The sequence below is a fragment of the Cellulomonas sp. JH27-2 genome (assembly GCF_014837175.1).
In the GTDB taxonomy this organism is placed as follows: domain Bacteria; phylum Actinomycetota; class Actinomycetes; order Actinomycetales; family Cellulomonadaceae; genus Cellulomonas.
Genome location: NZ_JACYFR010000004.1, coordinates 246,200 through 270,942, shown reverse-complemented (window position 1 = coordinate 270,942; position 24,743 = coordinate 246,200). Strand labels below are relative to the sequence as shown.

Here is a 24,743-nt window from a genome sequence, read left to right as displayed (position 1 = left end):
CCTACAGCTCCAGGACCGGCCAGTCCGCCAGGTCGGCGCGCATGCGTCGGTCGTGGGTCGCGACGACGACGGCCGCGGACGTCAGGCGCAGCGCCTGCGTCAGCTCGTCGACGAGGCCGACCGAGAGGTGGTTGGTGGGCTCGTCGAGGATCAGCAGGTGCGGGGCGGCTAGCAGCGCGCACGCCAGGTCGAACCGGCGCCGCTGCCCCACCGAGAGCTCGCGCAGGGGCCGCTCGAGGTCCTCCTCCGTCAGCAGGCCCAGCGCCGCGACGGGCACGAGCTGGTCAGGGTCGAGCGCGTTCGACTCCAGCAGCCGCAGGGCATGGCGCGCGTAGGCGTCGAACGCGGTGATGCCGGTCTGCGGCTCGTGCTCGGTGGCGCCCTCCTGGCCGAGGATGCCCAGGCGCACCCCGTCGGCGATGGTCCGCGTCCCGCGGTCCAGCCCGATCGTCCCGGCCAGCGCCGCGAGCAGCGTCGACTTGCCCGCGCCGTTCGGGCCGACGACGAGCAGGCGCCCGCACGGCGCGATGTCGATCCGTCGCCCCGGCAGGTCCAGGCGGCCGTCGACGCGTGGCGCGCGGATCTCGAGCAGGGGCCCGGCGTGCGAGGCCGCACGGTCGGCGCCGGGGTCCAGCGGGCGGTCGGGGTCAGCGCCGGCGGACGCCCGACGAGGCAGCGACGGCAGGTCCGGGAACGCGAGGGCGAGCGGCGGCACGGGAACCTCGACGGCGGTCGCCTCGAGCTGCTGCACCAGGCGGTCGGCGGCCTTGACGTGCTGTCGGGCGCGCGTCGCCCGCCGGTGCGCGTTCGAGCCCTTGGGCGGACGCCACTCGTCGGACAGACCCTCGTAGGACCGGTCCAGCTGACGCGCCAGCGCGAGCGCGCGCTTGCGCTCGGCCCGGTAGCGCGCCCGCCAGCGCATGAGCATGCGGTCCTTCGCGAACCGGTAGTCCGCGTAGCGCGTCGCGCCGTACAAGGCGGGCTTGCCGTCCATCGCGGGGTCGAGGTCCAGGATCGCCGACATCACGTCGTCGAGCAGGCGGCGGTCGTGCGTGACGATGACGACCGCGCCCGCCCACTGCTGCAGCTGCGCGGTGAGGTGGTCGATGCCGACCGCGTCCAGGTGGTTGGTGGGCTCGTCGAGCAGCAGGACGTCGGAGCGTTCGGCGATCCGGCACGCCAGCCGGACGCGGTAGCGCTCGCCGACGCTGAGCGTCGACAGCTCGCGCTCGGGGTCCCGCGGCGCACCGAACCTGGTCAGCGCCTCGTCGATCCGCCGGTCCACGTCCCACGCGGCGAGATGCTCGACGCGTGCCATCGCCTCGCTCAGCCCGGACAGGTCGGCCTGCTCGTGGTCGAACGCGGCGATCGTCGCCTCGAGCCGGGCGGCCGCCTCGCGTGCGGTCGACGAGGCCTGCTCGACGAGCGTGCCGATCGTCGCGCGTGCCGTGACCTCGAGCTCCTGGTCGACGACGGCCAAGGACCCGACCCGGCGCACGGACCCGGCCGACGGCTCGAGAGAGCCGGCCAGCAGTCGCAGCAACGTCGTCTTGCCGGCACCGTTCTCCCCGACGAGCCCCAGCCGCTCCCCGGCGGCCACGACGACGTCGAGCCCGTCCAGGACGGGCCGGTCCGGGTAGCCGAACCTCAGCCCCCGGGCGACGAGCTGGACGTCATCCACGCAGCACGTCATCCACCCAGAACACGAGCGATCACGGGCGCGAGCGCCGAGAACGCCTGCCCGCGGTGGCTGATCGCGTTCTTCTCGTCGGGCGACAGCTCCGCGCACGTGCGCGTGTCGCCCAGCGGGACCAGCGCGGGGTCGTAGCCGAACCCACCCGCGCCGCGCGGCTCGTACGTCAACGTCCCGACGAGCTCGCCGCGCTCGACGTGCTCGAACCCGTCCGGCGTCACGAGCGCGGCCGCGCAGACGAACCGGGCGCCACGGTGCTCGGGCGCGATGTCGGACACCTGCGCCAGCAGCAGCGCCAGGTTGGCGGCGTCGTCGCCGTGCTTCCCCGACCACCGTGCGGAGAAGATGCCGGGTGAGCCGCCCAGCACGTCGACGGCCAGGCCGGAGTCGTCGGCGACGGCCGGCAGCCCGGTGAACGCGGACAGCGCACGCGCCTTGATCAGCGCGTTCGCCTCGAACGTGACCCCGTCCTCGACGGGCTCGGGTGCGCCGACGTCCCGCGCACCGACGACGTCGTCGGGCGTCAGGTCCGACAGCAGCGGCGCCAGGATGGCGCGCAGCTCACCGACCTTGTGCGCGTTGTGGGTGGCGAGCACCAGCCGAGGGCTCACGCTGTCACCGCGGCTGCGGTCACCGCGCGCGTGGCGGAGCCGTCGCCCGGCTCGCCCGCGAGCGCGGCGGTCTGCAGCGCGGACAGCTGCGCCGCGCCGCCGACGGCCAGGTCGAGCAGCGCGTCCAGCTCGGCCCGGTCGAACGGCGCGTGCTCGGCGGTGCCCTGCACCTCGACGAACTTCCCGGAGCCGGTGACCACGACGTTCATGTCCGTCTCGGCGCGCACGTCCTCCACGTAGGGCAGGTCGAGCATGGGCGTGCCGTCGATGATGCCGACGCTGACCGCGGCGACCGAGTCCGTCAGGACGGTGCGGCCCGGCTTGATCAGCCGCTTGCCCTGCGCCCACTCCACTGCGTCCGCGAGCGCGACGTAGGCGCCCGTGATCGCGGCCGTGCGCGTGCCGCCGTCGGCCTGCAGGACGTCGCAGTCGAGCACGATCGTGTTCTCGCCGAGCGCGGAGACGTCGATGATCGCGCGCAGCGACCGGCCGATCAGGCGCGAGATCTCGTGCGTGCGGCCGCCGATCTTGCCGCGGACCGACTCACGGTCCGAGCGGCTGTTCGTGGCGCGCGGCAGCATCGAGTACTCGGCCGTGACCCAGCCCTCGCCCGAGCCCTTGCGCCAGCGCGGCACCCCCTCGGTGAACGACGCGACGCACAGCACCTTCGTCTCGCCGAACTCGACGAGCACGCTGCCCTCCCCCGCGGACAGGAACCGGCGGGTGATCGTGACGGGTCGCAGCTGGTCGGCGGCGCGGCCGTCCGCGCGCACGGAGGTGGCGGCATCAAGAGTCATGCGACGAGCCTAACGACCCCACCTGACAACCCCGACCGCGCCCCGACTCGCCACGGTGCTGCGTTCCTGCGACTGTGCGGGTGGGAGGCACCGCGCGACGGTCACAGCACGTACGTCGCGCCCGGGGTCGCCACCTCGATGGGGCCGTCGTACTCGGTGCAGGCCTCCGCGGTCGCCACGTCGGGCGGCGTCCACGCGGGCAGGTGGGTGAGCACCAGGCGCCCCGAGCCCCCCTGGGCAGCGGCGGCGCCCGCGCGGCGGCCCGTCAGGTGCACGCCGCGGATCGCGTCGTCGCGCCCCTCGACGAACGCGGCCTCGGACAGCAGCAGGTCGGCGCCGGTCGCGAGCTCGTCGAGCCCCGCGCACGCGTCGGTGTCGCCGGTGTACGCGAGCGTCACGGTGCGCGCGAGGTCCTCGTCGGACGGCCCTTGCACGCGGATGCCGAACGCCGGGATCGGGTGCTCGACGGGCACGGGTGTCAGGGTCAGCGGTCCGACGACGACGGGCACGCCCGCCTGCCACGAGCGGATGGTGAACTGCCCGTCGACGTCGGTCGCTGGGTCGCCGCCGGCGATCTGCGCGAGCCGATCGGCCGTGCCGTCCGGCCCCCACACGTCGACCGGCGGGCACGGCCCGTCGGGGCGGTAGCGGCGCAGCACGTTGAGCACCACCATGTCCGCGACGTGGTCGGCGTGCAGGTGGCTGAGTGCGACGGCGTCGAGCGCGGTCGGGTCGGTGTGCCGCTGCAGCGGACCGAGCGCGCCGTTGCCGAGGTCCATGAGCACGGTCCACGTGCGGCCGTCGGCGTCCTCCGCCTGCACCAGGTATCCCGACGCCGCGGACTCCGCCGACGGGTACGACCCGGCGCACCCCAGCACGACGAGCCTCATCGCAACGCTCCCCGCGGCTCGACGGCCTGCACCTCGGGGCCCAGGAACCGGCGGGCCAGGGCTTGGAACGAGGCAGGGTCGCCCGTGGCCAGGAAGCGGTGCGTCGCGGGACCGGCGGCGGGGTCGCGCTCCAGGTCGTGTGCGACGAGCGTGCGGTACACGTCTTTCGCCGTCTCCTCCGCGCTCGAGACCAGGGTGACGCCCTCGCCCATGACGTAGGAGATCGCGCCGGTGAGCAGCGGGTAGTGCGTGCAGCCGAGCACCAGCGTGTCGACGCCGGCAGCGCGCACCGGGTCCAGGTACTCGTGCGCGAGCGCCAGGACCTCGGGCCCCGACGTGATGCCCGCCTCGACGAACTCGACGAACCGCGGGCACGCCTGCGTGGTGAGCGTGATGCCGGGGGCGACCGCGAACGCGTCGTCGTACGAGCGCGACTCGACCGTCGCCTTGGTCGCGATGACGCCGATCTTGCCCGAGCGCGTGGCCGCGACGGCCGTCCGGGCGGCGGGCAGGATCACCTCCACCACCGGGATGCCGCGGCGCAGCGTGTACCGCTCGCGGGCGTCGCGCAGCATGGCCGACGAGGCCGTGTTGCAGGCGATGACCAGCAGCTTCACCCCGGCGTCGACCAGGTCGTCCATGACCTCGAGCGCGTGCGCACGCACGGCTGCCAGCGGCTTGGGGCCGTAGGGGGTGTTGAGGGTGTCGCCGATGTAGAGGGTCGACTCGTGCGGGAGCTGGTCGAGGATGGACCTCGCGACCGTCAGACCTCCGACGCCTGAGTCGAAGATCCCGATGGGGGCGTCGTTCACCCGCCCGAGCCTAGCCCGACGCCTGCGGACCGGCGCCGCCGCGCGGTGTGACGTCCACCCCGTTGCGCGCGTCGTCGAGCATGAGCGTGACCAAGGACTCCTGAAGCCAGGACAGCGCCCCGTACACCGCGACGAGCTGCGCGCGCTGCGCCGTGACCGGGTCGGTCGTGTAGATCGCCTCGGCGTCCTCGTCGGTCCGGATGCCGAGGCGTTCGGCCAGGACCAGCCGCACGTCGGTCATCGCGGCCGCGACGGGCCGCGCGTCCGCCGGTGCGACGACGACGTGGGACGGCCGGTTGCCGTCGCGGGCCGTCAGCGTGCGGGCGAGCAGCCGCAGGCCGGCGGCCTTGGTGTCCCGTAGGTCCGCCTGGGTGAGGCGGCGGAACTCGTCTGCCAGCGCGGGGTCGTCGCGGCTCGCGTCCGGGAGCAGGCGGTGGACCGCCGGGTCCTGCGGCCGACGGACGGGGGCGGCGAGCTCGCGCGCGAGGGCGTCGAGCCTGTCGTCATCGAGCCGGTCGTCGTCGGGCTGGTCGTCGGGCTCGTCGTCGACGTCGTCGGCCAGCAGGTCCGCGACGTCGGACGCGACGCCCGCCAGCACCCGACGCTCGTCGTCGGTCAACCGCGCGACGTACGCACCCCGGGTGCGCCGGAACGGCTTCACTGGCCGCTCCGTTGCAACGTGGCCCACAGACCGAACCCGTGCATGGCCTGCACGTCGACCTCCATGCTCTCGAGCGACCCCGTCGAGACCACGGCCTTGCCCTGCTGGTGGACCTGCTTCATGAGCTTCTCGGCCTTGGCCTTGGGGTGGCCGAAGTACGTCTCGAAGACGTAGGTCACGTACGTCATGAGGTTGACGGGGTCGTTCCAGACGATGGTGACCCAGGGGTCGGCCACAGCTGTCGCGGCATCTGCCTGCGTGGTCTGCTCGGGAGCGATCGTCGGCACGCGCCCACTCTAGGCAGCGCCGCCGACACCGTCAGCCCTCTAAGTTGACCACTATGAGCTCGCCCGCCCTGCTGACCGACCGCTACGAGCTGACGATGCTGCAGGCCGCGCTGGCCGACGGCACCGCGCAGCGCCGCTGCGTCTTCGAGGTGTTCACGCGCCGGCTCCCGGCCGGCCGGCGGTACGGCGTCGTCGCCGGGACGGGGCGCGTGCTGGAGGCGATCGAGCGGTTCCGGTTCGGGCCCGACGAGCTGGCGTGGCTGGCCGAGGAGGGCGTCGTCGACGAGCGGACGCTGGCCTACCTGGCCGACTACCGGTTCACCGGCTCGATCGTGGGGTACGCCGAGGGTGAGATCTTCTTCCCGCAGTCCCCCGTGCTCGTGGTCGAGGGGACGTTCGCGGAGGCGGTGATCCTGGAGACGTTGGTCCTGTCGATCCTCAACTTCGACTCGGCGGTCGCGTCGGCCGCGTCGCGCATGACGTCCGCAGCGGTGGACCGGCCATGCCTGGAGATGGGCTCCCGGCGCGCGCACGAGGAGGCCGCCGTCGCGGCTGCCCGCGCGGCCGTCGTCGCCGGCTTCTCCGGGACGTCGAACCTCGAGGCCGGGCGGCGCTACGGGCTGTCCACGATCGGCACCGCCGCGCACGCGTTCACCCTGCTGCACGACGACGAGGCGTCCGCCTTCGCGTCGCAGGTCGCGTCACTCGGCGCCTCGACGACGCTGCTCGTCGACACCTACGACGTGCGCCGCGGGGTCGAGCTCGCTCTGGAAGCCGCCGGGACCGAGCTCGGTGCCGTGCGGCTGGACTCCGGCGACCTGGGCGGCCTGGCCGGCGAGGTGCGCCACCAGCTCGACGCCGCGGGAGCCACGTCGACGCGCATCGTCGTGACGTCCGACCTCGACGAGTACGCCATCGCGGCGCTTGCCGTCGCGCCCGTCGACGTCTACGGCGTCGGGACGTCGCTCGTCACCGGCTCCGGCGCGCCCACGTGCGGGATGGTCTACAAGCTCGTCGCGCGCGAGGACGCCGACGGGGTGCTGCAGCCCGTGGCGAAGGCGTCGACGGCGAAGATCAGCGTGGGCGGGCGCAAGGCCGCCGCGCGGCGACTGGGCCAGGAGGGCCGGGCAGTGGCCGAGGTCCTGGTGGAAGGGCCGGACGAGCTGGTGCGAGGGTGGACGCCCGACGAGGGCGCCGAAGAGGCCGGCGTCGTTGACGACCTCTCCGACGCGTCCGGGAGGAACGAGGCGCCTTCGAACGGCGCCGGCTCGTCGGCTGGGCTGCGTGCGCTGCACGTGCCGCTCGTGACGAACGGTGTGGTCGACCACCGGTGGGTCGGCGCGGCCGGTGTGGAGGCCGCAGCACGTCGGCACCGCGCCTCGCGCGACGAGCTCCCGCGGGGGGCGCGGAGGCTGTCGGCCGACGAGGCGGCGGTGCCGACGGTGGTGCTGGAACTGCAGGGTTGAGCTGCTGCTGGCCCTCGACCGCCCCGACGGGGGTGCGGGGCGGGCGGGGCCGGCGTCAGACGCGTCGTCCGCGTCCGACCAGGCCGAGGATCAGGCTCACGACGAGGACGATGACACCGATCCAGATCAGGAACGAACCGATGTTGGTCGCCACCCCGAGCACGAGGAGGACGACGCCGACGAGAATGAGGATGAGCCAAGCAGGCATGGGTTGACCCTTTCGTTCGTGGTCACCAGGAGGGCGATCCGGGGGTACCCGGGGCCCTTGGCACACCTCAACCCTGACAGCGGGAAATCACCCCCGCACGCCGAACCGACGAGTTGCGCGCACCCCCGTCGCTGCTATGTGGTCACGCGTCCAGCACGCTGACCTGCAACAACGCACTCGTCGCACACTGTCCACATCGTGAGACGGCTCTTGTTTGAGACGTCCGCGCAGGCGTATCACGCGCACGAAACGATTCACACGGCCGTGCGTCCCCCCCTCCGCACCACGCGTCGGCCCGTGTGGACGGAGCGGGTACGTGTCGGCGGGGCGACGTAGACTCCTGCGTCATGAGCGAGCCCCTGCCGAACCCGCAGCCGGCGGACCCCAGCGGTCCCGACCAGGGCGGCACCTCCACCAGCGTGCTGGAGCGCCAGGAGACGACGGAGCAGGCAGAGCCGGGCGACCACGAGCGCTTCGCGCACTACGTGCGCAAGGAGAAGATCATGGAGTCCGCGATGAGCGGCAAGCCCGTGATCGCGCTCTGCGGGAAGGTCTGGGTGCCGGGCCGCGACCCCAACAAGTTCCCCGTGTGCCCCACGTGCAAGGAGATCTACGACGGCCTGCGCGAGCCGCAGGACGGCGACGACAACAAGGGCACCGGTGAGGGCGGCTCCGGCGGCGGGCGTCGCTTCGGGTTCGGCCGAGGCTCGGGCGGCAAGTGAGCGGCGCCCCGCGCCCGTCCACGTCCCCGTCCACCGAGCCCGACCTCTTCGCCGCGCACGCGGCACCGACGAGCACGCACGCCTCGTCGAGCGCTGCCTCGCACCTGCCGCCCGCGTTCCCCGGCCGCGCGCCGTGGGGCACCGCGGGCAAGCTGCGCGCCTGGCAGGCGGCCGCGCTCGAGCAGTACCGGGACGCGTCGCCGCGGGACTTCCTCGCGGTCGCGACGCCGGGCGCGGGCAAGACGACGTTCGCCCTGCGCATCGCCACCGAGCTGCTCGAGGCGCGCATCGTGCGGCGCATCACTGTCGTCGCGCCCACCGAGCACCTCAAGCGTCAGTGGGCGGACGCCGCGGCACGCGTCGGCATCAAGCTCGACCCGAGCTTCAGCAACGCGCAGGGTCGCCACGGTCACGGGTTCGACGGCGTCGCGGTCACGTACGCGCAGGTGGCGAGCAAGCCCGCGCTGCACCAGGCCCGCACGTCCGCGGCGCCGACGCTCGTCATCCTCGACGAGGTCCACCACGGCGGCGACGCGCTGTCGTGGGGCGACGCGGTGCGGGAGGCGTTCGAGGGCGCGACCCGACGCCTCGCCCTGACGGGGACCCCCTTCCGCTCGGACACCGCCGCGATCCCGTTCGTGCGCTACGACAAGGACCGCGACGGCATCCGGCGCTCGGTCGCGGACTACACGTACGGGTACGGCGACGCGCTGCGCGACCACGTCGTGCGACCCGTCATCTTCCTGTCCTACAGCGGCTCCATGCGCTGGCGGACGAAGGCCGGCGACGAGATCAGCGCGCGCCTGGGCGAGCCCCTGACCAAGGACATGACCGCGCAGGCGTGGCGCACGGCGCTCGACCCGAACGGCGAGTGGATCCCGTCGGTCCTGGCCGCCGCCGACCGTCGCCTCACCGAGGTGCGCCGCGCCGTCCCCGACGCCGGCGCCATGATCATCGCCACCGACCAGACCGACGCCCGCGCGTACGCCGGGCACCTGGCCCGCATCACCGGCCAGTCCCCCACCGTCGTGCTGTCCGACGACGACGGCGCGAGCGACCGCATCGACGAGTTCTCCGCGGGCGAATCGCGCTGGCTCGTCGCGGTCCGGATGGTCTCCGAGGGCGTCGACGTGCCCCGGCTCGCCGTCGGTGTCTACGCGACGAGCACCGCGACGCCGCTGTTCTTCGCGCAGGCCGTCGGCCGGTTCGTTCGGGCCCGACGACGCGGCGAGACCGCATCGGTGTTCCTGCCGTCGGTCCCCCAGCTGCTGGCCCTCGCCAACACCATGGAGCTCGAGCGCGACCACGCGCTGGACCGCCCCAAGTCGGCCGAGGAGCAGGGCGCGGACTACAACCCCGAGGACGCGCTGCTCGCCGCCGCCAACTCCGAGCGCAACGGCCCCGACGCCCTCGGCCCGGACGGCAAGATGGGGGCGTTCGAGGCGCTCGAGGCGCAGGCGTCGTTCGACCGCGTCCTGTTCGACGGCGGCGAGTTCGGCACGGGTGCGGAGGTGGGGTCCGACGAGGAGCTCGACTTCCTGGGCCTGCCCGGGCTGCTGGACGCCGACCAGGTCTCCGCACTGCTCAAGCAGCGCCAGGCCGACCAGGTGAGCGGGCGTCGTCGGGCCGCGGCAGCAGCGGTGCCCGTCGAGGAGATGGACCACCGCCGGCAGGCCGAGCTGCGCAAGGAGCTCGCCCAGCTCGTCGGCGCGTGGGCGCGGCGCAGCGGCCAACCGCACGGCTCGGTGCACTCCGAGCTGCGCCGGCGCTGCGGCGGCCCGGAGGTCGCCCTGGCGGACCCGGACCAGCTCACCGCACGCGTCGCGATGCTCCGACGCTGGTTCGTCGGCCAGAAATAGCGAGCACCCCCGGCACGGCGAGCGCGCCCGAGACGCGTCGAGCGCACCCGACACGGCGGGCGCGCTCGACGAAGTAGGGGCGCGCTCGGCGCGGCCCCCGAGGCTAGAGGTGCTGCCAGTCCGGCTTCGACGCGTACGTCTCGCGGTAGTAGTCCGCGAGCTGCAGGCGACTCGCCGCCGCGTCGTCCACCAGGACCGTCACGTGCGGGTGGTGCTGCAGCACGGTTCCCGGCCACATGGCGCTGACCGGGCCCTCGACGAGCTGGTGGATCGCCTCCGCCTTGCCCCGGCCACTGGCCAGCAGCACCAGGTGGCGGGCGGACATGATCGTCGCCAGCCCCTGCGTGAGGCAGTGGGTCGGGACCTGCGACAGGTCGCCGCCGAAGAACCGCGCGTTGTCCTCGCGCGTCTGCCGCGTCAGGGTCTTGATGCGCGTACGGGACGCGAGCGACGAGCCGGGCTCGTTGAACGCGATGTGCCCGTCGGTGCCGATGCCCAGGATCTGCAGGTCGACCCCGCCCGCATCGGCGATCGCCTGCTCGTACGCCGCGCACGCGCCGATGACGTCGTCTGCCAGACCGTCCGGTCCCTGCACGGCGCCGGGCGCGAAGTCGACGCGTGACGCGATCTCCTTCTCGATGACGTTGCGGTAGCGCTCCGGGTGGTCGGCGGGCAGGCCGACGTACTCGTCGAGCATGAACGCCCGCGCGCGCGCGAAGGACAGCCCGTCCTCGGCATGTCGGCGCGCCAGCTCGTCGTAGACGGCCAGCGGGCTCGAGCCCGTGGCCAGCCCGACGACGGCCGTCGGGCGGGCCCGCAGCAGGTCCTCGATCGCGTCGGCGGCCAACCGGCCCAGCTCCGCGGCGGGAGCGATGACGACCTCCATCAGAGCGCTCCTTCCCGCGCCAACCGCCCGGCCAGGGCCGCCCCGACGGCACCCACCGGGACGCCGGCGGGTGCGAGGACCACGCGCTCCGCGAGCGCCATGGAGGCGAGGAACGGCGAGGCCTGCGCCTCGGCCGCCAGCACCCCCTGCACGGCGGCGAGCAGCGGCTCGCCCACCTGGCTCACTCCCCCGCCGATCACCACGCGACGCACGTCGCACGTCAGCACCAGGATCCGGACCGCGGAGGCCACGGCCCACGCGAAGCGGTCGCGCACCGCGATCGCCGCGGCGTCGCCGGCTGCCGCGGCGTCGAAGAGCTCCGCGGGCGCCGGACGTTCGTGGGGCCCGGGCCACGCGGCGTCGATCGCCGTGCCGGACGCGTACTGCTCCAGGCAGCCCGTCTGCCCGCACTTGCACGGCAGCCCGTCCACCAGGAGCGTCAGGTGGCCGATCTCCCCCGCCGCACCGCCCGCACCACGGCGCAGGCGCCCGTCGAGCAGCAGGCCGGCAGCCACGCCCGTGCCGAGCGCGAGGAACGCGAGGTCGACGACGGGCACGTCGGACAGGTGCGCCGCGCCGAGCGCGGCCATGTTGAGGTCGTTCTCGACGGCGACGAGCGGCACACCGCCCAGCCGCTGCGCGACGAGCACGCCGAGCGAGACCCGCTGCGAGATGCCGAGGTTCACGGCGTGCTCGACGGTCCCGTCACCAGGCGCGACGACGCCCGGCACGCCGAGCCCGATCCCGGCGAGGTCCTCGAGCGCCACCCCGGCCTGCGCGGTGAGCTGCGTGACCACGTCGACGACGCCGCTGACGACCCCCTCGACCCCGCGCACGGTCGGCGCGCGCACCTCGTGGCGCACCAGGCCGCCCGGGTCGAGGATGACGCCGAGCACCTTCGTGCCACCGATGTCGATGCCGACCGACCAGCCGTGCCGCGCCCCGTCGGGAGTACCGACGACGCTCGCCGCGCCGTCGACAGGCACCTGTGCGCGCTGCTCCCGCGCGATGTCCTGGGTACTCACGTCAGCCCTTCACCGCTCCCGAGACCAGTCCCGAGGTCATCCTGCCCTGCACGAGCAGGAAGAACGCGATCACCGGGATGGCGATGACGGCCGAACCGGCCATCACGACGCCCCAGTCGGTCGCCCGGTTGGACTCGACGAGGCTCTGCAGCCACAGCGGAAGCGTCCGCTGCGCGGGGTCCGTCATGACGACGAGGGCGAGCGTGTACTCGTTCCACGCCTGCAGGAAGCCGAAGACGCCGGCGGCGACGAGCCCGGGGGCGAGCAGCGGGAACGTGATCCGGAAGAAGGCACCGACGCGGGAGAGGCCGTCGACCATGCCGGCCTCCTCCAGCTCGATCGGGACACCCGCGACGAATCCGCGCAGCATCCAGATGGTGAAGGGCAGGATCGCCGCGGTGTAGACGAGCGCGAGGCCGGCCACCTTGTTGACCAGGCCCCAGCCGTCGAGCACCTGGTACTGGGAGATGAACAGGCCCTCGGCGGGGATCATCTGGACGACGAGGATCGCGAGGATGAACGACTTGCGTCCCCTGAACCGGAACCGGCTCACCGCGAGCGCGGCGAGGAACGCGAAGATCAGCGCCGCGACCAGGACCAGCACGACCACGGCCAACGAGGTCCGCATGGCCTGCCAGAAGGTCCCGTCGTTGACGACCCGGCGGATGTTCGAGATGGTCCCGCCGATCGGGAGCCACGCCGGGTTCTCGGCCTGCAGCTTGTTCAGCGGCTGGAACGCGCTGTTGACCATCCAGTAGATGGGGAAGACCCAGGCGAGGGCGACGACGACGGCCAGCGCGCTCAGGAGGCGACGCGACATGCGCGACTGGCTGCGACCGGCTTCGCTGGTCTTCGCCGCGCGGACCCGCGCGGGGCCCACGTTCGTCGGCGCGGGGCCCACGGTGGTGGGGGCGGAGATGGTGCTCACAGCTCGTCCTCCTTGAGCATCTGGCGGATGTAGAACCCGGTGAGGGCGAGCGTGATGACCAGCATGATCGTGGCGAGCGCTCCAGCCGTCCCGAAGTCCTTCGAGTACGAGTAGATGAGCGTGCCGAGCAGGTTGGTGTCCCTCGTCGGCGCCCCGGCGCGCTGCAGCGTGTAGATCTGCGTGAACACCTTGAGGTCCCAGATGACCTGCAGCAGCAGGACGATGGACAGGACCGGACGGATCATCGGGATGGTGATGCCCCAGAACCGCTGCCGCGGGGACGCACCGTCGAGCTGGGCGGCCTCCATCGTCTCCTCGGGGACCTGGAGCAGGCCCGCGTAGATGGAGAACGCGACGAACGGCACGGACATCCACACGACGATCACGGTCGCGACGAAGAAGAACGACAGCGGCTGGATGATCCAGGAGTGGTGCGCCCACGAGTCCAGCCCGAACACGTTGGCGAGCGTCCAGTTGATGACGCCGTTCTGGGTGTCGAACAGCCACTGCCAGACCGTCATGGACGCCAGCACCGGCGTGCCCCAGGCCAGCAGCAGCGAGACCTGCAGGGTGATGCGCGCGCCACGCCCGACCCGCTGCATGAGGACGGCCAGCGCGACTCCGATGAGCATGGTCACGGCCGCGTTCACCAGGCAGAAGGCGATCGAGCGGGCGATGACCGTCCAGACGTAGGAGTCCGAGAGCAGGTCGGTGTAGTTCTGCAGCCCGACCCACTCGGGAGCGGCCCCGAACTGCTGCTTGAGGCCGTACTCCTGGAAGGAGATGCGGAACTGGCGAACCAGCGGGTACCCGAGCGCGACGGCGATGAGGACGGTGGCGGGGACCAGCAGGGCGTAGGCGCCCATGCGGGGCCGGCGCCGGCGGACCGGCGGGGTTGTCCCTGGCGTCGCGGTCCCGGGGATCGTGGGGGCAGTGGCTGCCATGAAGTGCTCCAGTCTGATGGCGCCTCGCACGTCCGTCGGGACGGGGCACCGCATCAGGGGTCGCGCGGCGCTGCGCCTGCGCGACGGTGATCGGGGGGTCGGTGGTCGACCGGGGGTGACCCGGTCGACCACCGACCGTGAGCGAGTGCGCTTACTTGTTGAGCGTGTCGCTGATCTGCTGGTCGGTCGCGGCGGCGGCGGTCTTCAGGTCCGCACCGCTCGCAACCTTCTGGAAGAAGTCCTCCAGCGTGCGGTCGCCCTCGACGGTCGCCCAGTTCTCGGCGGCCGGCGTGAGCTTGGCGCCCAGGGCTGCGGCGATCGCGGCCTTGGCGTAGACGTCGTCACCCATCGACGTCGCGTACTCGGTGTTGCCCGGGATCAGACCGTTCTTGCCGAGCATGTTCTGGAAGTCGGCCGAGAAGATGATCTTCAGCAGGTTCTGGGCCAGCTCCTGGTGCTGCGACTTGGCCGGGATGGCCAGGTTCGAGCCACCGGCGAACGCCGTGGCGTACTCACCCGCGGCGTTGCCCGGCATCGCGAAGACGCCGGTGTGCTTCTCGTTGCACGCCTGCTGCTTGGTGCGCTTCGCCGTGGCCTCGTCCGACTTGTCGTCGGGGTCGACACCCTCGTTGCACGCCGGCAGGTCGATGCTCCACCGGGCCCACGTCGGGGCCGAGAACATCGCGGCCTTGCCCTGGTTGAACGGGACCCACGGCTCGTTCGAGTCGCTGTCCGCCGGGGCGTGGTTGGCGGTCTTGAACAGGGTCTGCACCTGCTCCAGGCCCTTCATCGACTCGGCCGACGAGAGAGCACCCTTCCACTGGTCGCCGTCCTTGACCGCGAGGTCGCCACCGGCGGTGTAGATCCACGTGGCGCCGTTGTACCAGTCCTGGCCTGGGAACCAGAAGCCGGAGACCTTGTCGGTCGTGAGCTTCTGGGCGACGGTGGTGAAGTCCGCCAGCGTGGTGGGGATGTCCACGCCGGCCTTCTCGAACATGTCCTTGTTGTAGAACACGGCGCGGGCACCCGAGTAGTACGGGACGGCCATGATCTTGTCGTCGGCCGTACCCGCCTCGACGAAGCCGGGGAGCAGCTTGTCGCCGCCGAGCTCCGGGTAGAGCGACGTCAGGTCGGAGAAGGCGCCGGCGTACGTGAACGTGGCCGACTGCGTGTTGCCGATCTCGACGACGTCGGGCGTCTGGTCCGCAGAGGACAGTGCCGTCTGCAGACGGGGGACAAGACCGTTCCAGTCCTGCTGCTCGATGACGAGCTTCGAGCCCGGGTTCTGGGTCGCGAACGTCGTCGTGAGGTAGTCACGCAGCGCCTGCGGCGTGTCCGTGCCGTTCAGCCACAGCTTGATCGTCGCGGCCTCGGGGGCAGCAGACGTCTCACCAGCGGTCGGCTTGGCCGACGCCGACTCCGACGGGGTGTCGCTGTCGGAGCTGCACGCGGTCAGCGCGAGCGCTGCCGCCACGCCGACGGCCGCGAAACGTAGGATCTTCACGTTGGGGTTCCTCCCGTGAGCGAGGCGAGCGCCGGACGGCGTCGCCGAGGGGTGATTCCGACTTGCAGTTGCCGGCTCGGGGTCGTCACGAGACCCCGAGCTGGCCTGAAAGAACCAGCACTGCCGCACCGGCCAGTGCTCCGTCCTCGTCCAGCGATCCCATCCGCATCGCCAGCTCCTGCCCGATCACGGGCATGGTGCGTGTGCGCACGGTGGCCAGTGCCGACTCCCGCAGGGCTCCGTCGAGGAGCTCGGAGGGGCCGGCCAGCACGACCTCGGCGAGGTCGAGGGCACTGACGACGGGGGCCAGGGCGATGCCCAGCCTCCGCCCGACCGACGCCAGGGCTGCGTCGGAGTCTTCGTCGGACAGACCCGCGACGCGGCGGCGCAGGGCCGGCACGCTCAGCAGGGTCTCGAGGCAGCCGCGGCGACCGCAGGCGCAGTCGGCGGGCTGTTCGCCGTCGGCCGTCTCGTCGACCACGGTGACGTGCCCGATCTCGCCGGCCGCGTGGTGGCGTCCGACCACCAGGGCGCCGTCGACGACGATGCCGGCACCGACACCCTGGCCGACCGTGACGATCATCGAGCCGGAGCCGGCCGCGTCGCCGTAGGTGAACTCCCCCAGCGCACGGGTGTTGGCGTCGTTGGCGACGTGCACCGCGACGTCCAGGCGCTGCGAGAGGAGCTCGGCGAGCGGCAGGTCGTACCAGCCCCGGTTGGGGGCCTGCACGACGCGGCCGTCCGTGTCGATGACGCCGGGCGACGCGATGCCGACTCCGACCACGGGGCGGTCCGCGGCGGCGAGCAGCTCGCGGCACAGGTCCTCGAGGAGCTGCACGGCGTCGTCGCCGGTGCGGCCCTCGAGCGGCAGGGAGTGACGCTTGACCACGCCACCCACCAGGCTCATCACGGCCCCGAGCATGCGGTGGTCGTCGGTGAGGTCGACAGCGATGATCTGGAAGGCCTCGGTCTGCATCCCGACGAGCGTCGCGGGCTTGCCCACCTTGCCCTCGGACCGGACGCCGAGCTCGGTGACCAGCCCCTCCGCCATGAGGTCGGCGACGAGCCCGGATACCGTGACCCTGGTGAGGCCGGTGCTCCGTGCGACGTCGGCGCGGGATGACGGGCCCTCGTGGAACAGGTGCGCGAGCACCATCGATCGGTTGTGCGCCCGTGCGTGCTCGGGCAGCGCCTTGGCGGTCGGCCGCAGTGCGCGTCCGACCCCTCGCGTGCCGCCCACCCGGGGCTGACCGACCGTTGTCATGTTTGTTAGTAGAACTTCCTTACAAATCAAAGTCAAGCATCGCTTGTGACCGTGACCACATCGTGACCGTGGCGTAACACGTGGTCATCGGGCCGACGACGGGACGCAACACCGGACCGCCCCGAACCCATGCCGTCACGGACCAACCGGACACGCGTAGCCACGTGCCGGACGCGGTTGAATGGCCACATGGAGCTCGGGTTCTACACGTTCGGCGACGTCCACCCCTCCCCCGTGACCGGCGAGGTGGTCTCGCCCGGTCAGCGGCTGCGCGACGTGCTGGAACGCATCCGCCTGGCCGACGAGGTCGGGCTGCAGTACGCCGGGATCGGCGAGCACCACCGCCCCGACTACGCGATCTCGTCGCCGTCGACCGTCATCGCCGCGGCGCTCGCGCAGACGTCCGCCATCACCGTCGGATCGGCCGTGACCGTGCTGTCGACCGAGGACCCGGTCCGGGTCTACCAGCAGTTCGCGACCATGGACCTGTACTCCCAGGGACGCGTCGAGCTGCTCGCCGGCCGCGGCTCCTTCATCGAGTCCTACCCACTGTTCGGCGCCTCGCTCGACGACTACGACGAGCTGTACGACGAGAAGATCTCGTTGCTGCTCCAGCTCGACCTGGCCGAACGGACCACCTGGTCCGGCCGCTTCCGGCCCGCGCTCGACGACGCGCTCGTCCTGCCGCGCCCCTTCGACAAGCCGGGCCGCGGCACGCACCTGGAGATCGCCGTCGCGACGGGCGGGAACCCGCAGTCGTCGGCCCGCGCCGGGCTGCTGGGCCTACCCATCAGCTACGCGATCATCGGCGGCCAGCCCGCGTCGTTCGCGCCCCTCGTCGACCTGTACCGGCGCTCCTACGAGCAGGCCGGCGACGCCGTCCGGGAACGACTGGCCCCCGATGCGCGGCCGTTCGTCGCCGTGGCCGGGATGGGATTCATCGGCGACGACAGCCGCCAGGCGCGCGAGCTCTTCTACCCGTACTGGCTCGAGTCGATGCGCCGGATCGCCTCCGAGCGCGGCTTCTCGATGCCCAACCGCATCTCCTACGAGTCGCAGTCCGCGCGCGGCGGCGCGTACTTCATCGGGAACCCGGAGGAGGTCGCCGAGCGGATCGTGGCGCTGCACGCGGTGCTCGGCCACGACCGCCAGGCGTTCCAGATGGACCTGTCCGGCGTCCCGCAGCGCGAGTCGCTGCGCGCCATCGAGCTGCTCGGCACGCGCGTCGCACCGCTCGTCGCCGACGCTCTGCGCTGAGGTCTCACCAGATCCAGCGGGCGACCGTCCCTGCTGCTGCGCGGACCTCGTGCAGCCGGGCACGCGGTTCCGAGGTCCGCGGCTCATCAACCAGCCGCACCTGTGACGGTCGTCGCCTCGTGGGACCTCGAGGCGGCTCGGGAGACGCCTCCTGTCACAGGTGCGGCTGGTATCCGACGCGCGGCCGGCCGGGACCGGTGGTGGACGCGGCGGAGCGGGTCAGGTCGCGGTCGAGGGGGCAGTTTCAGCGGGGGCCGGCGGCCGTGGCCCAGCCGAGAGCGCCCGCGTGACGGACGGACTCGCTCGCGCGCGCCACCCCCCGCGCCAACGCGGCGAGCGGGTCGATCCCGCGGGCGAGGGCGGCCGCCATCGCGCCGTGCAGCACGTCGCCGGCGCCGAGCGTGTCGACGACCTCGTCGGCCGGGATCACCGGAGGAGTCACCAGCCGCGGCGGCTCCGCGCCGCCGGCGGGCGCGGACGGGGGTGTGCGGACCTGGACCGGGCCCGCGCCGGACGACTGCGCGACGAACGTTGGCCCCAGTGCCGCCACCATCGCCAGCAGGTCCGCGACCGAGCCGGGAGTACCGCCCGGATCCGGGCCACCGGGCGGAACCATGTTCGCCGGGAGGCGGAAGTCGGCGGACAGCACGGCGTGGTCGACGTGCTGCAGGAGCCCGTCGAGGCCCGGCTTCCAGCTGCCGCCGTCGAGCAGGACGGGAACGCTCGCACGGGAGGCGAGCTCGACGGCCGCGGACAGGTGGTGGCCGTCGACGAGCACCGCGGTCGCGCCGCCGAGCAGCTCGTCGGCGCGGTCCGCGACCGACAGGTCGCCGGTCGCCGTCGCGTTCACCGACACCACGGCCCGCTCCCCCGTGGCACGCGTGACCAGCACGGTCGAGACCGCGGGCGCACCCGGTCGATCGGCGAGCAGGTCGACCACCTCGACCCCGGCGGCAGCCAGCCCGCCCCGGACCAGGTCCGCGATCGGCGACCGGCCCAGCGCGGTGACCAGGCGAGTCGGCACGCCCAGCGCCACGGCCGTCGCGGCGGCGTTCGCGGCCGGCCCACCGAACGTCACGGTCAGCTCGCGCGCGACGACCTTCTGGTTGGCCCCGGGCACGGCGTCGACGACCTGGACCACGTCGAGCGTGGCCAGCCCGCAGCACACGAGCAGCGGCGCACCAGTCCCGGCGAGCGGAGCCATGTCACGCCGGCAGCGGCACCGCGCGCGCGGGCCGGTCGACGAGGAACCACGTGCAGATGCCGAGCACGGCGGCGACGAGCACGACGGACACCCAGGCGTTGAGGAAGTGCCCGACGACGTGCGCAGCGACGAAGCACACGGCCCCGATCACGACGACGGCGGCGACCCGGGCCGCCCCCGCGGCGCGGCTGCGCCACGCGCACCACGCCACCCCGGCGAGCAGGACCACACCCCCGAGGGCACGCACCCCCGTGGCCTGGGCGACGGCGAACCCGACGACGAGCGTGAGGGCGGCGATCACAGCGGTGGGCACACGAGACACGCCGCCACTCTAGGCGCCGGCCCCGGGTCGACCGTCGCCGACCGGACCGTCCGTGGGCAGACGGTCCCGCGCACGAGTGCGCCACCCCGCACTAAGTTGGAGGCAGTCCCCGCACCATCCGTCAGAGAGGCCTCACCTGTGTCCACGCAGCCCATCGACGCCACCACCACGAGCGCCTGGCAGGACCTGTCCGAGCACGAGTCGACGCTCACGCCCGACCTGCGCGGCTGGTTCGCCGACGACCCCGGCCGCGCCGAGCGCCTCACGTTCCAGCTCGCCGACCTGCACGTCGACCTGTCCAAGAACCTGGTCACCGACGACACGGTCGCGCTGCTGCTGCGCCTGGCCGACGAGGTGGGCGTGGCCGACCGGCTGCAGGCGATGCTCCGCGGCGACCACATCAACGTCACCGAGGACCGTGCCGTGCTGCACACGGCGCTGCGTCGACCCGCCGGCGCACAGCCGGCGCTCGTCGTCGACGGCCAGGACGTGGACCACGACGTGCAGGAGGTCCTGGAGAAGGTGTCCGCGTTCGCGGACCAGGTGCGCAGCGGCGCCTGGACGGGCGTGACCGGCGAGCGCGTGAAGACGATCGTCAACATCGGCATCGGCGGCTCCGACCTGGGCCCGGTCATGGCCTACGAGGCGCTCAAGCCGTACGTGCAGGACGGTCTGGAGGTGCGGTTCGTCTCCAACATCGACCCCACCGACCTGGCGGAGAAGGTCAAGGACCTCGACCCCACCACCACGCTCTTCATCGTCGCGTCCAAGACGTTCGGCACGCTCGAGACGCTGACCAACGCCCGCCTGGCCCGCGACTGGCTGTGGGACAAGCTGGGCACGGCCGACGACGACACGGCGCGTAACGAGGCCGTCGCCAAGCACTTCGTCGCCGTCTCGACGGCCCTCGACAAGGTCGCCGCCTTCGGCATCGACCCCACCAACGCGTTCGGGTTCTGGGACTGGGTGGGCGGCCGGTACTCGGTCGACTCCGCGATCGGCACGTCGCTCGCGATCGCGATCGGCCCCGACGCGTTCCGTGACTTCCTGGCCGGTTTCCACGCGGTCGACGAGCACTTCGCCACGGCCCCGGCCGAGCGCAACGTGCCGCTGCTGATGGGCCTGCTCAACGTCTGGTACGTCAACTTCCTGGGCGCCCACACGCATGCGGTCCTCCCCTACGCGCAGTACCTGCACCGCTTCCCGGCCTACCTGCAGCAGCTCACCATGGAGTCCAACGGCAAGTCGGTGCGGTGGGACGGCGAGGCCGTCACGACGACGACCGGCGAGGTGTTCTGGGGCGAGCCCGGCACCAACGGGCAGCACGCGTTCTACCAGCTCATCCACCAGGGCACGCGCCTGATCCCGGCCGACTTCATCGCCGTGGCCAACCCCGCGCACCCGCTCAAGGACGGCGACACCGACGTCCACAGCCTGTTCCTGGCCAACTTCTTCGCCCAGACCAAGGCGCTGGCGTTCGGCAAGACGGCCGACGAGGTGCGCGCCGAGGGCACCGACGAGGCGATCGTGCCGGCGCGCGTGTTCTCGGGGAACCGCCCGACGACGTCGATCCTGGCCGCGTCCCTGACGCCGAGCGTGCTGGGCCAGCTCATCGCGCTCTACGAGCACATCACGTTCGTCCAGGGCGTCGTGTGGGGCATCGACTCGTTCGACCAGTGGGGCGTCGAGCTCGGCAAGAAGCTGGCCCTCGAGGTGGCCCCCGCGGTGCAGGGCGACGCCGCCGCGCTCGAGTCCCAGGACCCGTCGACCAAGTCCCTCATCGCGACGTACCTGAGCCTGCGCTCCTGAGATCGTCCGCGCCTGAGGTTCGGCTGCAGCGTTCGCCGCGTATCGCGCGGCGAACGCTGCACCCGACCGTGTCAGGCCACGTGGTTAGGCTCGGGGCATGGCCGAGGTGACGCGTGCACGGGTGGATGCGTGGACGTGGGCCGTGCGGCTGTTCCCGACGAGGTCCGCGGCGGCTGCCGCGTGCAAGGCCGGCCACATCCGCGTCAACGGCGACCGTGCCAAGCCGGCGACCATGGTCGTACCCGGTGACGAGGTCGTGGTGCGCGGCGGCGAGCGGGAGCGGATCGTCGTCGTGACCAGGACGATCATCAAGCGCGTCGGCGCACCCGTGGCCGTGACGTGCTACCTCGACCGGTCCCCCGCGGTCCCTCCCAAGGAGCAGGTGGCCGTGATGGCTCAGCGCGACCGCGGCGCGGGCCGGCCGACGAAGCGCGACCGGAGGCTCATCGAACGCCTGCGCGGCCACTGACCATGCCGACTCCGCGGCCCGCGCACGAGCGCCCGACGAACGATGCAGGCGTGCACGCCCCCGACGTGCACCGAGAGCGGCCCCGACAGGGCGCTGCCGGGCCCGTCGCGGGCGACAACCACCCCTGGGAGACGGTGTACCGGCCCGACCGACCGCTCGACGTGCGCCGGACGCTCGCACCACACCGACGCGGGGCGTTCGACCCGGCATGGCGCACCGCGCCCGACGGTGCGACGTGGCGGGCGCACCGCACGGCCGACGGCCCGGCGACCACCCGGATCGAGGTCCGCCGCGACGGGGTGCACGCGACCGCGTGGGGGCCGGGGGCAGAACGGGCCGTGGCCGAGCTGCCCGACCTGCTGGGCGCGCGCGACGACGACACGGGCTTCGACCCGAGCCTGCACCCGCTGGTCCGCGACGCGCACCGGCGACTGCCCGGCCTGCGCGTCGGCCGCTCCGGGTACGTGTTCGCCGCACTGGTCCCCGCCGTGCTCGAGCAGCGCGTGGTGGGCCTCGACGCGAAGGCGTCGTGGCGGCGCCTGGTGACGCAGCACGGCGAACGCCCACCCGGGCCTGCGCCGGACGGCCTTCGGGTGCCTCCGTCGGCAGCCGGCTGGGCGGCCGTCCCGGTGTGGGACTGGCGACGCGCAGGTGTCGAGGGGCAGCGCGCGGACACGATCGGACGTGCGGCGGCCGTCGCGCACCGGCTCGACGAGGACGTCCCGCTGGCCGAGACGCGCCGACGGCTGCTGACCGTGCGCGGGATCGGCCCGTGGACCGTCGCGGAGACGACCTCCCGGGCGGTCGGAGACGCCGATGCAGTCTCGGTGGGCGACTTCCACCTCGCTCATCTGGTGGGCTGGGCGCTGACCGGCAGCCGGACGGACGACGACGGCATGCTCGAGCTTCTGGAGCCGTGGCGCGGCCACCGGCAACGCGTCATCCGCCTGCTCGAGATCACGCAGACCGCGAACGCCCCGCGGTTCGGCCCCCGCAGCCCGCGGGCCGCGCCGCTCCGTTGACCCCGAGGGTCGTCGCCCGGCCCGAGAAGATCCTCGGGCGGACGTGTCGATCCGCGCTGCTCCCGCGCGTCACCCCGACGACCGACCGAACGAGACCCGCTCATCCCTGGAGGAATGTCATGGAGTACCTGCTGCTGGTCTGCGAGGACCCGAACGCCGAGCCCTACGACCCCGCGCTCGACAACATCGAGGAGTGGGTGGCGAGCACCGACGGCATGGGCACGCGCCGTCAGGGCGACCGGTTGGCCAAGGCCGACGCCGCGCGCACCGTACGGGTGCGCGGCGGTGAGCTCTCGGTCACCGAGGGACCGTTCGCGGAGCTCGGTGAGCTCATCGCCGGCTACGACCTGCTGGAGTGCGACAGCCTCGAGCAGGCGGTCGAGATCGCGGCGCAGCACCCCATGGCGCGGTTCGGTCAGATCGAGGTGCGGCCGATCTGGACCCTGGGTCTGCACGCGTAGCGATCAGGTCACACCGTGGCGCGCTGGCGTCGCGGGCCGTCCACCAGGCAGGATCGGGGGTAGTCATCCCGATCCGCCTGGAGGAACCCGTGAGCAGCACCAGCCCCGTCGAGCGCAACGGCTCCCCCGCCAAGGCCGTCGGCGCCTTCTTCGCGTTCCTGCTGTTCCTGGGCGGCCTCGTGCTCTTCACGGTCGCGTTCAACGTCAAGGACGGCGAGCCGTACGTCTTCGCGGCCGGCATCCTGGCGGTCACCCTGTCGTTCATGATCCCGACGACGATCCTGCCGGCGCTCGAGGACCGCGAGAGCTGAGTCACGGGGCCCAGCCCGCTGACCAGCGGCGATCTTCACAGATCGCGCACCTGATCTCTTCCGCACCGCCCCGCGATCGGCTGCGCGCGGGACGTCCGCGACCCTAGTTTGCCAAGGGTGAGCACACCGCCCCCCGCACGCCACTCGCGTCGCCCCGCCCGCAGCCACCGCGTTGCCGTCGGGGTCACCGCGGCCCTGGTCGCCGTCCCGCTCTTCGCCGCCAGCGGCGCGTTCGCCGTCTACCAGCACCTCAACCACAACATCGACACCGCGACGGACGTCGACAAGTACCTCGGCACGGCGCGCCCAACGACGACGGCCACAGCCGACCCGCTCGTCGACGGGTACGCGGGGAGGCCGGTCAACGTCCTCGTGATGGGCATCGACTCACGCGCGGGCAAGAACAAGAAGTTCGGCTACGTCCCCGGCATGCGGGCAGACTCGCTCTTCCTGGTCCACCTGCCCGCGGACCGTTCGCGCGTCGACGTCGTCTCGATCCCCCGCGACTCGCTCCTGCCACGGCCGGAGTGCACGCATGCCGACGGGAGCACCTCGCCCGCGTCGACCTCCTCGATCGTCAACGAGTCGTTCGAGGTGGGTGCGGGCAAGGACGGCAACCTCACGACGGCCGCCGCGTGCACCCGCAAGACGGTCGAGGCCGTCACGGGCGTCCGCACGGACGAGCACGTGGTCGTGGACATGGTCGGCGTCGGCGACGTCATCGACACCCTGGGCGGCGTCCCGTTCTGCGTCCCCGCCAAGATGGACTCGAAGAAGTCCGGCCTGCACGTCCTTCCCGGCAAGCAGGTGTTCGACGGCCGAACGTCGATCCAGTGGCTGCGGACGCGCACGGGCGTGGGGGGCGACCTGTGGATCGGCAGCGACCTGAAGCGCCTGGACCGCCAGCACGACTTTCTCGAGGCGGTCGCGGACAAGGTCCACTCGGAGAACCTGCTGGGCAAGCCCACCACGCTGCTGAAGGTCCTGGACCGGGCTACCAAGGCGATCAGCGTGAGCCCCGGTCTGGGCGACCTGCGGTCGATGGCCGGCATCGCCAGCGGGCTCCGTGGCGTCGACGGGAGCGACATCGAGGCCGTGACCGTGCCGACGGCCTCCGTCCCGCACCAGAGCGGTCGCGTCGCGTGGACGTCCGCCGCCGACGACCTCTGGCAGCGCGTCGCGGGCGACCGTCCGCTCGTGGACCCGGCACCCAAGCCGACGTCGACGTCCACGCACACGACGAAGGCCAAGCCCCGCCCGACGACGTCCCCGGGCGTCTGCGGCTGACCCCGTCACAGGTGTCGCGAAAGTGCGCGAGGATGACGGGAGTC

At 72.6% G+C, this 24,743-nt stretch carries 26 protein-coding genes; 10 read left to right on the top strand and 16 right to left on the bottom strand.

The features are described from left to right. Position 1 precedes the first annotated feature (1 nt). The 7 genes from IC607_RS14110 to clpS form a co-directional block, all read right to left on the bottom strand. Positions 2-1,693 carry an ATP-binding cassette domain-containing protein gene (locus IC607_RS14110; protein ID WP_191788029.1) on the bottom strand — a complete coding sequence of 564 codons (1,692 nt, stop codon included), beginning with the start codon at positions 1,691-1,693 and terminating at the stop codon, positions 2-4. Further along, positions 1,690-2,304, bottom strand: a complete 615-nt coding sequence (gene rdgB / locus IC607_RS14105) for an RdgB/HAM1 family non-canonical purine NTP pyrophosphatase (RefSeq protein ID WP_191788028.1) — start codon at positions 2,302-2,304, stop codon at positions 1,690-1,692. Before rdgB ends, IC607_RS14110 begins: the two co-directional genes overlap by 4 nt. After that, complete coding sequence (gene rph, locus IC607_RS14100) at positions 2,301-3,101, bottom strand: ribonuclease PH (protein WP_225225026.1); 801 nt, start codon at positions 3,099-3,101, stop codon at positions 2,301-2,303. The genes rdgB and rph overlap by 4 nt, the downstream gene beginning before the upstream one ends. A 101-nt stretch (positions 3,102-3,202) precedes the next feature. Further along, positions 3,203-3,991: an MBL fold metallo-hydrolase gene (locus IC607_RS14095; protein WP_191788027.1), complete on the bottom strand. Its 789-nt coding sequence runs from the start codon at positions 3,989-3,991 to the stop codon at positions 3,203-3,205. Continuing rightward, positions 3,988-4,803: a glutamate racemase gene (gene murI, locus IC607_RS14090; protein ID WP_191788026.1), complete on the bottom strand. Its 816-nt coding sequence runs from the start codon at positions 4,801-4,803 to the stop codon at positions 3,988-3,990. The genes IC607_RS14095 and murI overlap by 4 nt, the downstream gene beginning before the upstream one ends. Before the next feature lie 10 nt (positions 4,804-4,813). Next, positions 4,814-5,464: a DUF2017 family protein gene (locus tag IC607_RS14085; RefSeq protein WP_191788025.1), complete on the bottom strand. Its 651-nt coding sequence runs from the start codon at positions 5,462-5,464 to the stop codon at positions 4,814-4,816. Then, the gene (gene clpS / locus IC607_RS14080) at positions 5,461-5,751 is read right to left on the bottom strand and encodes an ATP-dependent Clp protease adapter ClpS (protein ID WP_191788024.1); all 291 of its coding nucleotides are present in this window, start codon (positions 5,749-5,751) and stop codon (positions 5,461-5,463) included. The genes IC607_RS14085 and clpS overlap by 4 nt, the downstream gene beginning before the upstream one ends. Positions 5,752-5,804: 53 nt before the next feature. Here clpS and IC607_RS14075 point away from each other — a divergent pair, with 53 nt between their 5' ends. After that, positions 5,805-7,217, top strand: a complete 1,413-nt coding sequence (locus IC607_RS14075) for a nicotinate phosphoribosyltransferase (RefSeq protein ID WP_191788023.1) — start codon at positions 5,805-5,807, stop codon at positions 7,215-7,217. 55 nt (positions 7,218-7,272) lie between these two features. Here IC607_RS14075 and IC607_RS14070 read toward each other — a convergent pair whose 3' ends face one another. Then, on the bottom strand, positions 7,273-7,425 hold the full coding sequence (locus tag IC607_RS14070; protein ID WP_191788022.1) for a hypothetical protein: 153 nt from the start codon (positions 7,423-7,425) through the stop codon (positions 7,273-7,275). A 347-nt stretch (positions 7,426-7,772) separates the two neighbouring features. Here IC607_RS14070 and IC607_RS14065 point away from each other — a divergent pair, with 347 nt between their 5' ends. After that, complete coding sequence (locus IC607_RS14065) at positions 7,773-8,147, top strand: DUF3039 domain-containing protein (RefSeq protein ID WP_191788021.1); 375 nt, start codon at positions 7,773-7,775, stop codon at positions 8,145-8,147. Next, positions 8,144-10,006, top strand: coding sequence for a DEAD/DEAH box helicase (locus IC607_RS14060; protein ID WP_191788020.1), 1,863 nt, complete (start codon positions 8,144-8,146; stop codon positions 10,004-10,006). Before IC607_RS14065 ends, IC607_RS14060 begins: the two co-directional genes overlap by 4 nt. A gap of 103 nt (positions 10,007-10,109) precedes the next feature. On the opposite strand, the gene nagB is transcribed toward IC607_RS14060, so the two are convergent. From nagB to IC607_RS14030, 6 genes are all read right to left on the bottom strand, one after another. Further along, positions 10,110-10,892: a glucosamine-6-phosphate deaminase gene (nagB, locus tag IC607_RS14055; RefSeq protein WP_191788019.1), complete on the bottom strand. Its 783-nt coding sequence runs from the start codon at positions 10,890-10,892 to the stop codon at positions 10,110-10,112. Beyond that, positions 10,892-11,917 carry an ROK family protein gene (locus IC607_RS14050; RefSeq protein ID WP_370526244.1) on the bottom strand — a complete coding sequence of 342 codons (1,026 nt, stop codon included), beginning with the start codon at positions 11,915-11,917 and terminating at the stop codon, positions 10,892-10,894. Before IC607_RS14050 ends, nagB begins: the two co-directional genes overlap by 1 nt. A 1-nt stretch (position 11,918) precedes the next feature. Further along, positions 11,919-12,836, bottom strand: a complete 918-nt coding sequence (locus tag IC607_RS14045; RefSeq protein WP_370526269.1) for a carbohydrate ABC transporter permease — start codon at positions 12,834-12,836, stop codon at positions 11,919-11,921. Between the two features lie 5 nt (positions 12,837-12,841). Then, a complete protein-coding gene (locus tag IC607_RS14040) occupies positions 12,842-13,789 on the bottom strand; it encodes a carbohydrate ABC transporter permease (protein ID WP_191788018.1) in 948 nt (315 codons plus the stop codon). Positions 13,790-13,940: 151 nt separating this feature from the next. Then, complete coding sequence (locus IC607_RS14035; protein ID WP_191788017.1) at positions 13,941-15,293, bottom strand: extracellular solute-binding protein; 1,353 nt, start codon at positions 15,291-15,293, stop codon at positions 13,941-13,943. A gap of 85 nt (positions 15,294-15,378) precedes the next feature. After that, complete coding sequence (locus IC607_RS14030; RefSeq protein ID WP_191788016.1) at positions 15,379-16,557, bottom strand: ROK family transcriptional regulator; 1,179 nt, start codon at positions 16,555-16,557, stop codon at positions 15,379-15,381. 189 nt (positions 16,558-16,746) lie between these two features. On the opposite strand from IC607_RS14030, the gene IC607_RS14025 reads away from it, so the two are divergent. Further along, positions 16,747-17,814 carry an LLM class flavin-dependent oxidoreductase gene (locus IC607_RS14025; protein WP_191788015.1) on the top strand — a complete coding sequence of 356 codons (1,068 nt, stop codon included), beginning with the start codon at positions 16,747-16,749 and terminating at the stop codon, positions 17,812-17,814. A 244-nt stretch (positions 17,815-18,058) separates the two neighbouring features. Here the strand turns inward: IC607_RS14025 and IC607_RS14020 are convergent, their stop codons facing one another. Further along, entirely contained in the window at positions 18,059-19,018 is a 960-nt protein-coding gene (locus tag IC607_RS14020; protein WP_191788014.1) for a PfkB family carbohydrate kinase, read from the bottom strand. A gap of 1 nt (position 19,019) precedes the next feature. Beyond that, positions 19,020-19,340, bottom strand: coding sequence for a hypothetical protein (locus IC607_RS14015; RefSeq protein WP_191788013.1), 321 nt, complete (start codon positions 19,338-19,340; stop codon positions 19,020-19,022). 138 nt (positions 19,341-19,478) lie between these two features. Here IC607_RS14015 and pgi point away from each other — a divergent pair, with 138 nt between their 5' ends. The 6 genes from pgi (at position 19,479) to IC607_RS13985 (ending at position 24,699) form a co-directional block, all read left to right on the top strand. Further along, positions 19,479-21,149: a glucose-6-phosphate isomerase gene (gene pgi / locus IC607_RS14010; RefSeq protein ID WP_191788012.1), complete on the top strand. Its 1,671-nt coding sequence runs from the start codon at positions 19,479-19,481 to the stop codon at positions 21,147-21,149. A 97-nt stretch (positions 21,150-21,246) separates the two neighbouring features. Next, positions 21,247-21,618: an RNA-binding S4 domain-containing protein gene (locus tag IC607_RS14005; protein WP_191788011.1), complete on the top strand. Its 372-nt coding sequence runs from the start codon at positions 21,247-21,249 to the stop codon at positions 21,616-21,618. Between the two features lie 50 nt (positions 21,619-21,668). Beyond that, positions 21,669-22,640 (top strand): DNA-3-methyladenine glycosylase, encoded by a 972-nt coding sequence (locus IC607_RS14000; RefSeq protein ID WP_225225024.1) that lies wholly within the window; start codon positions 21,669-21,671, stop codon positions 22,638-22,640. A 119-nt stretch (positions 22,641-22,759) separates the two neighbouring features. Beyond that, entirely contained in the window at positions 22,760-23,101 is a 342-nt protein-coding gene (locus tag IC607_RS13995; RefSeq protein ID WP_191788010.1) for a YciI family protein, read from the top strand. Positions 23,102-23,190: 89 nt separating this feature from the next. Continuing rightward, the gene (locus IC607_RS13990) at positions 23,191-23,412 is read left to right on the top strand and encodes a hypothetical protein (RefSeq protein WP_225225023.1); all 222 of its coding nucleotides are present in this window, start codon (positions 23,191-23,193) and stop codon (positions 23,410-23,412) included. Positions 23,413-23,529: 117 nt separating this feature from the next. Beyond that, a complete protein-coding gene (locus tag IC607_RS13985) occupies positions 23,530-24,699 on the top strand; it encodes an LCP family protein (RefSeq protein WP_191788009.1) in 1,170 nt (389 codons plus the stop codon). Positions 24,700-24,743 lie beyond the last annotated feature (44 nt).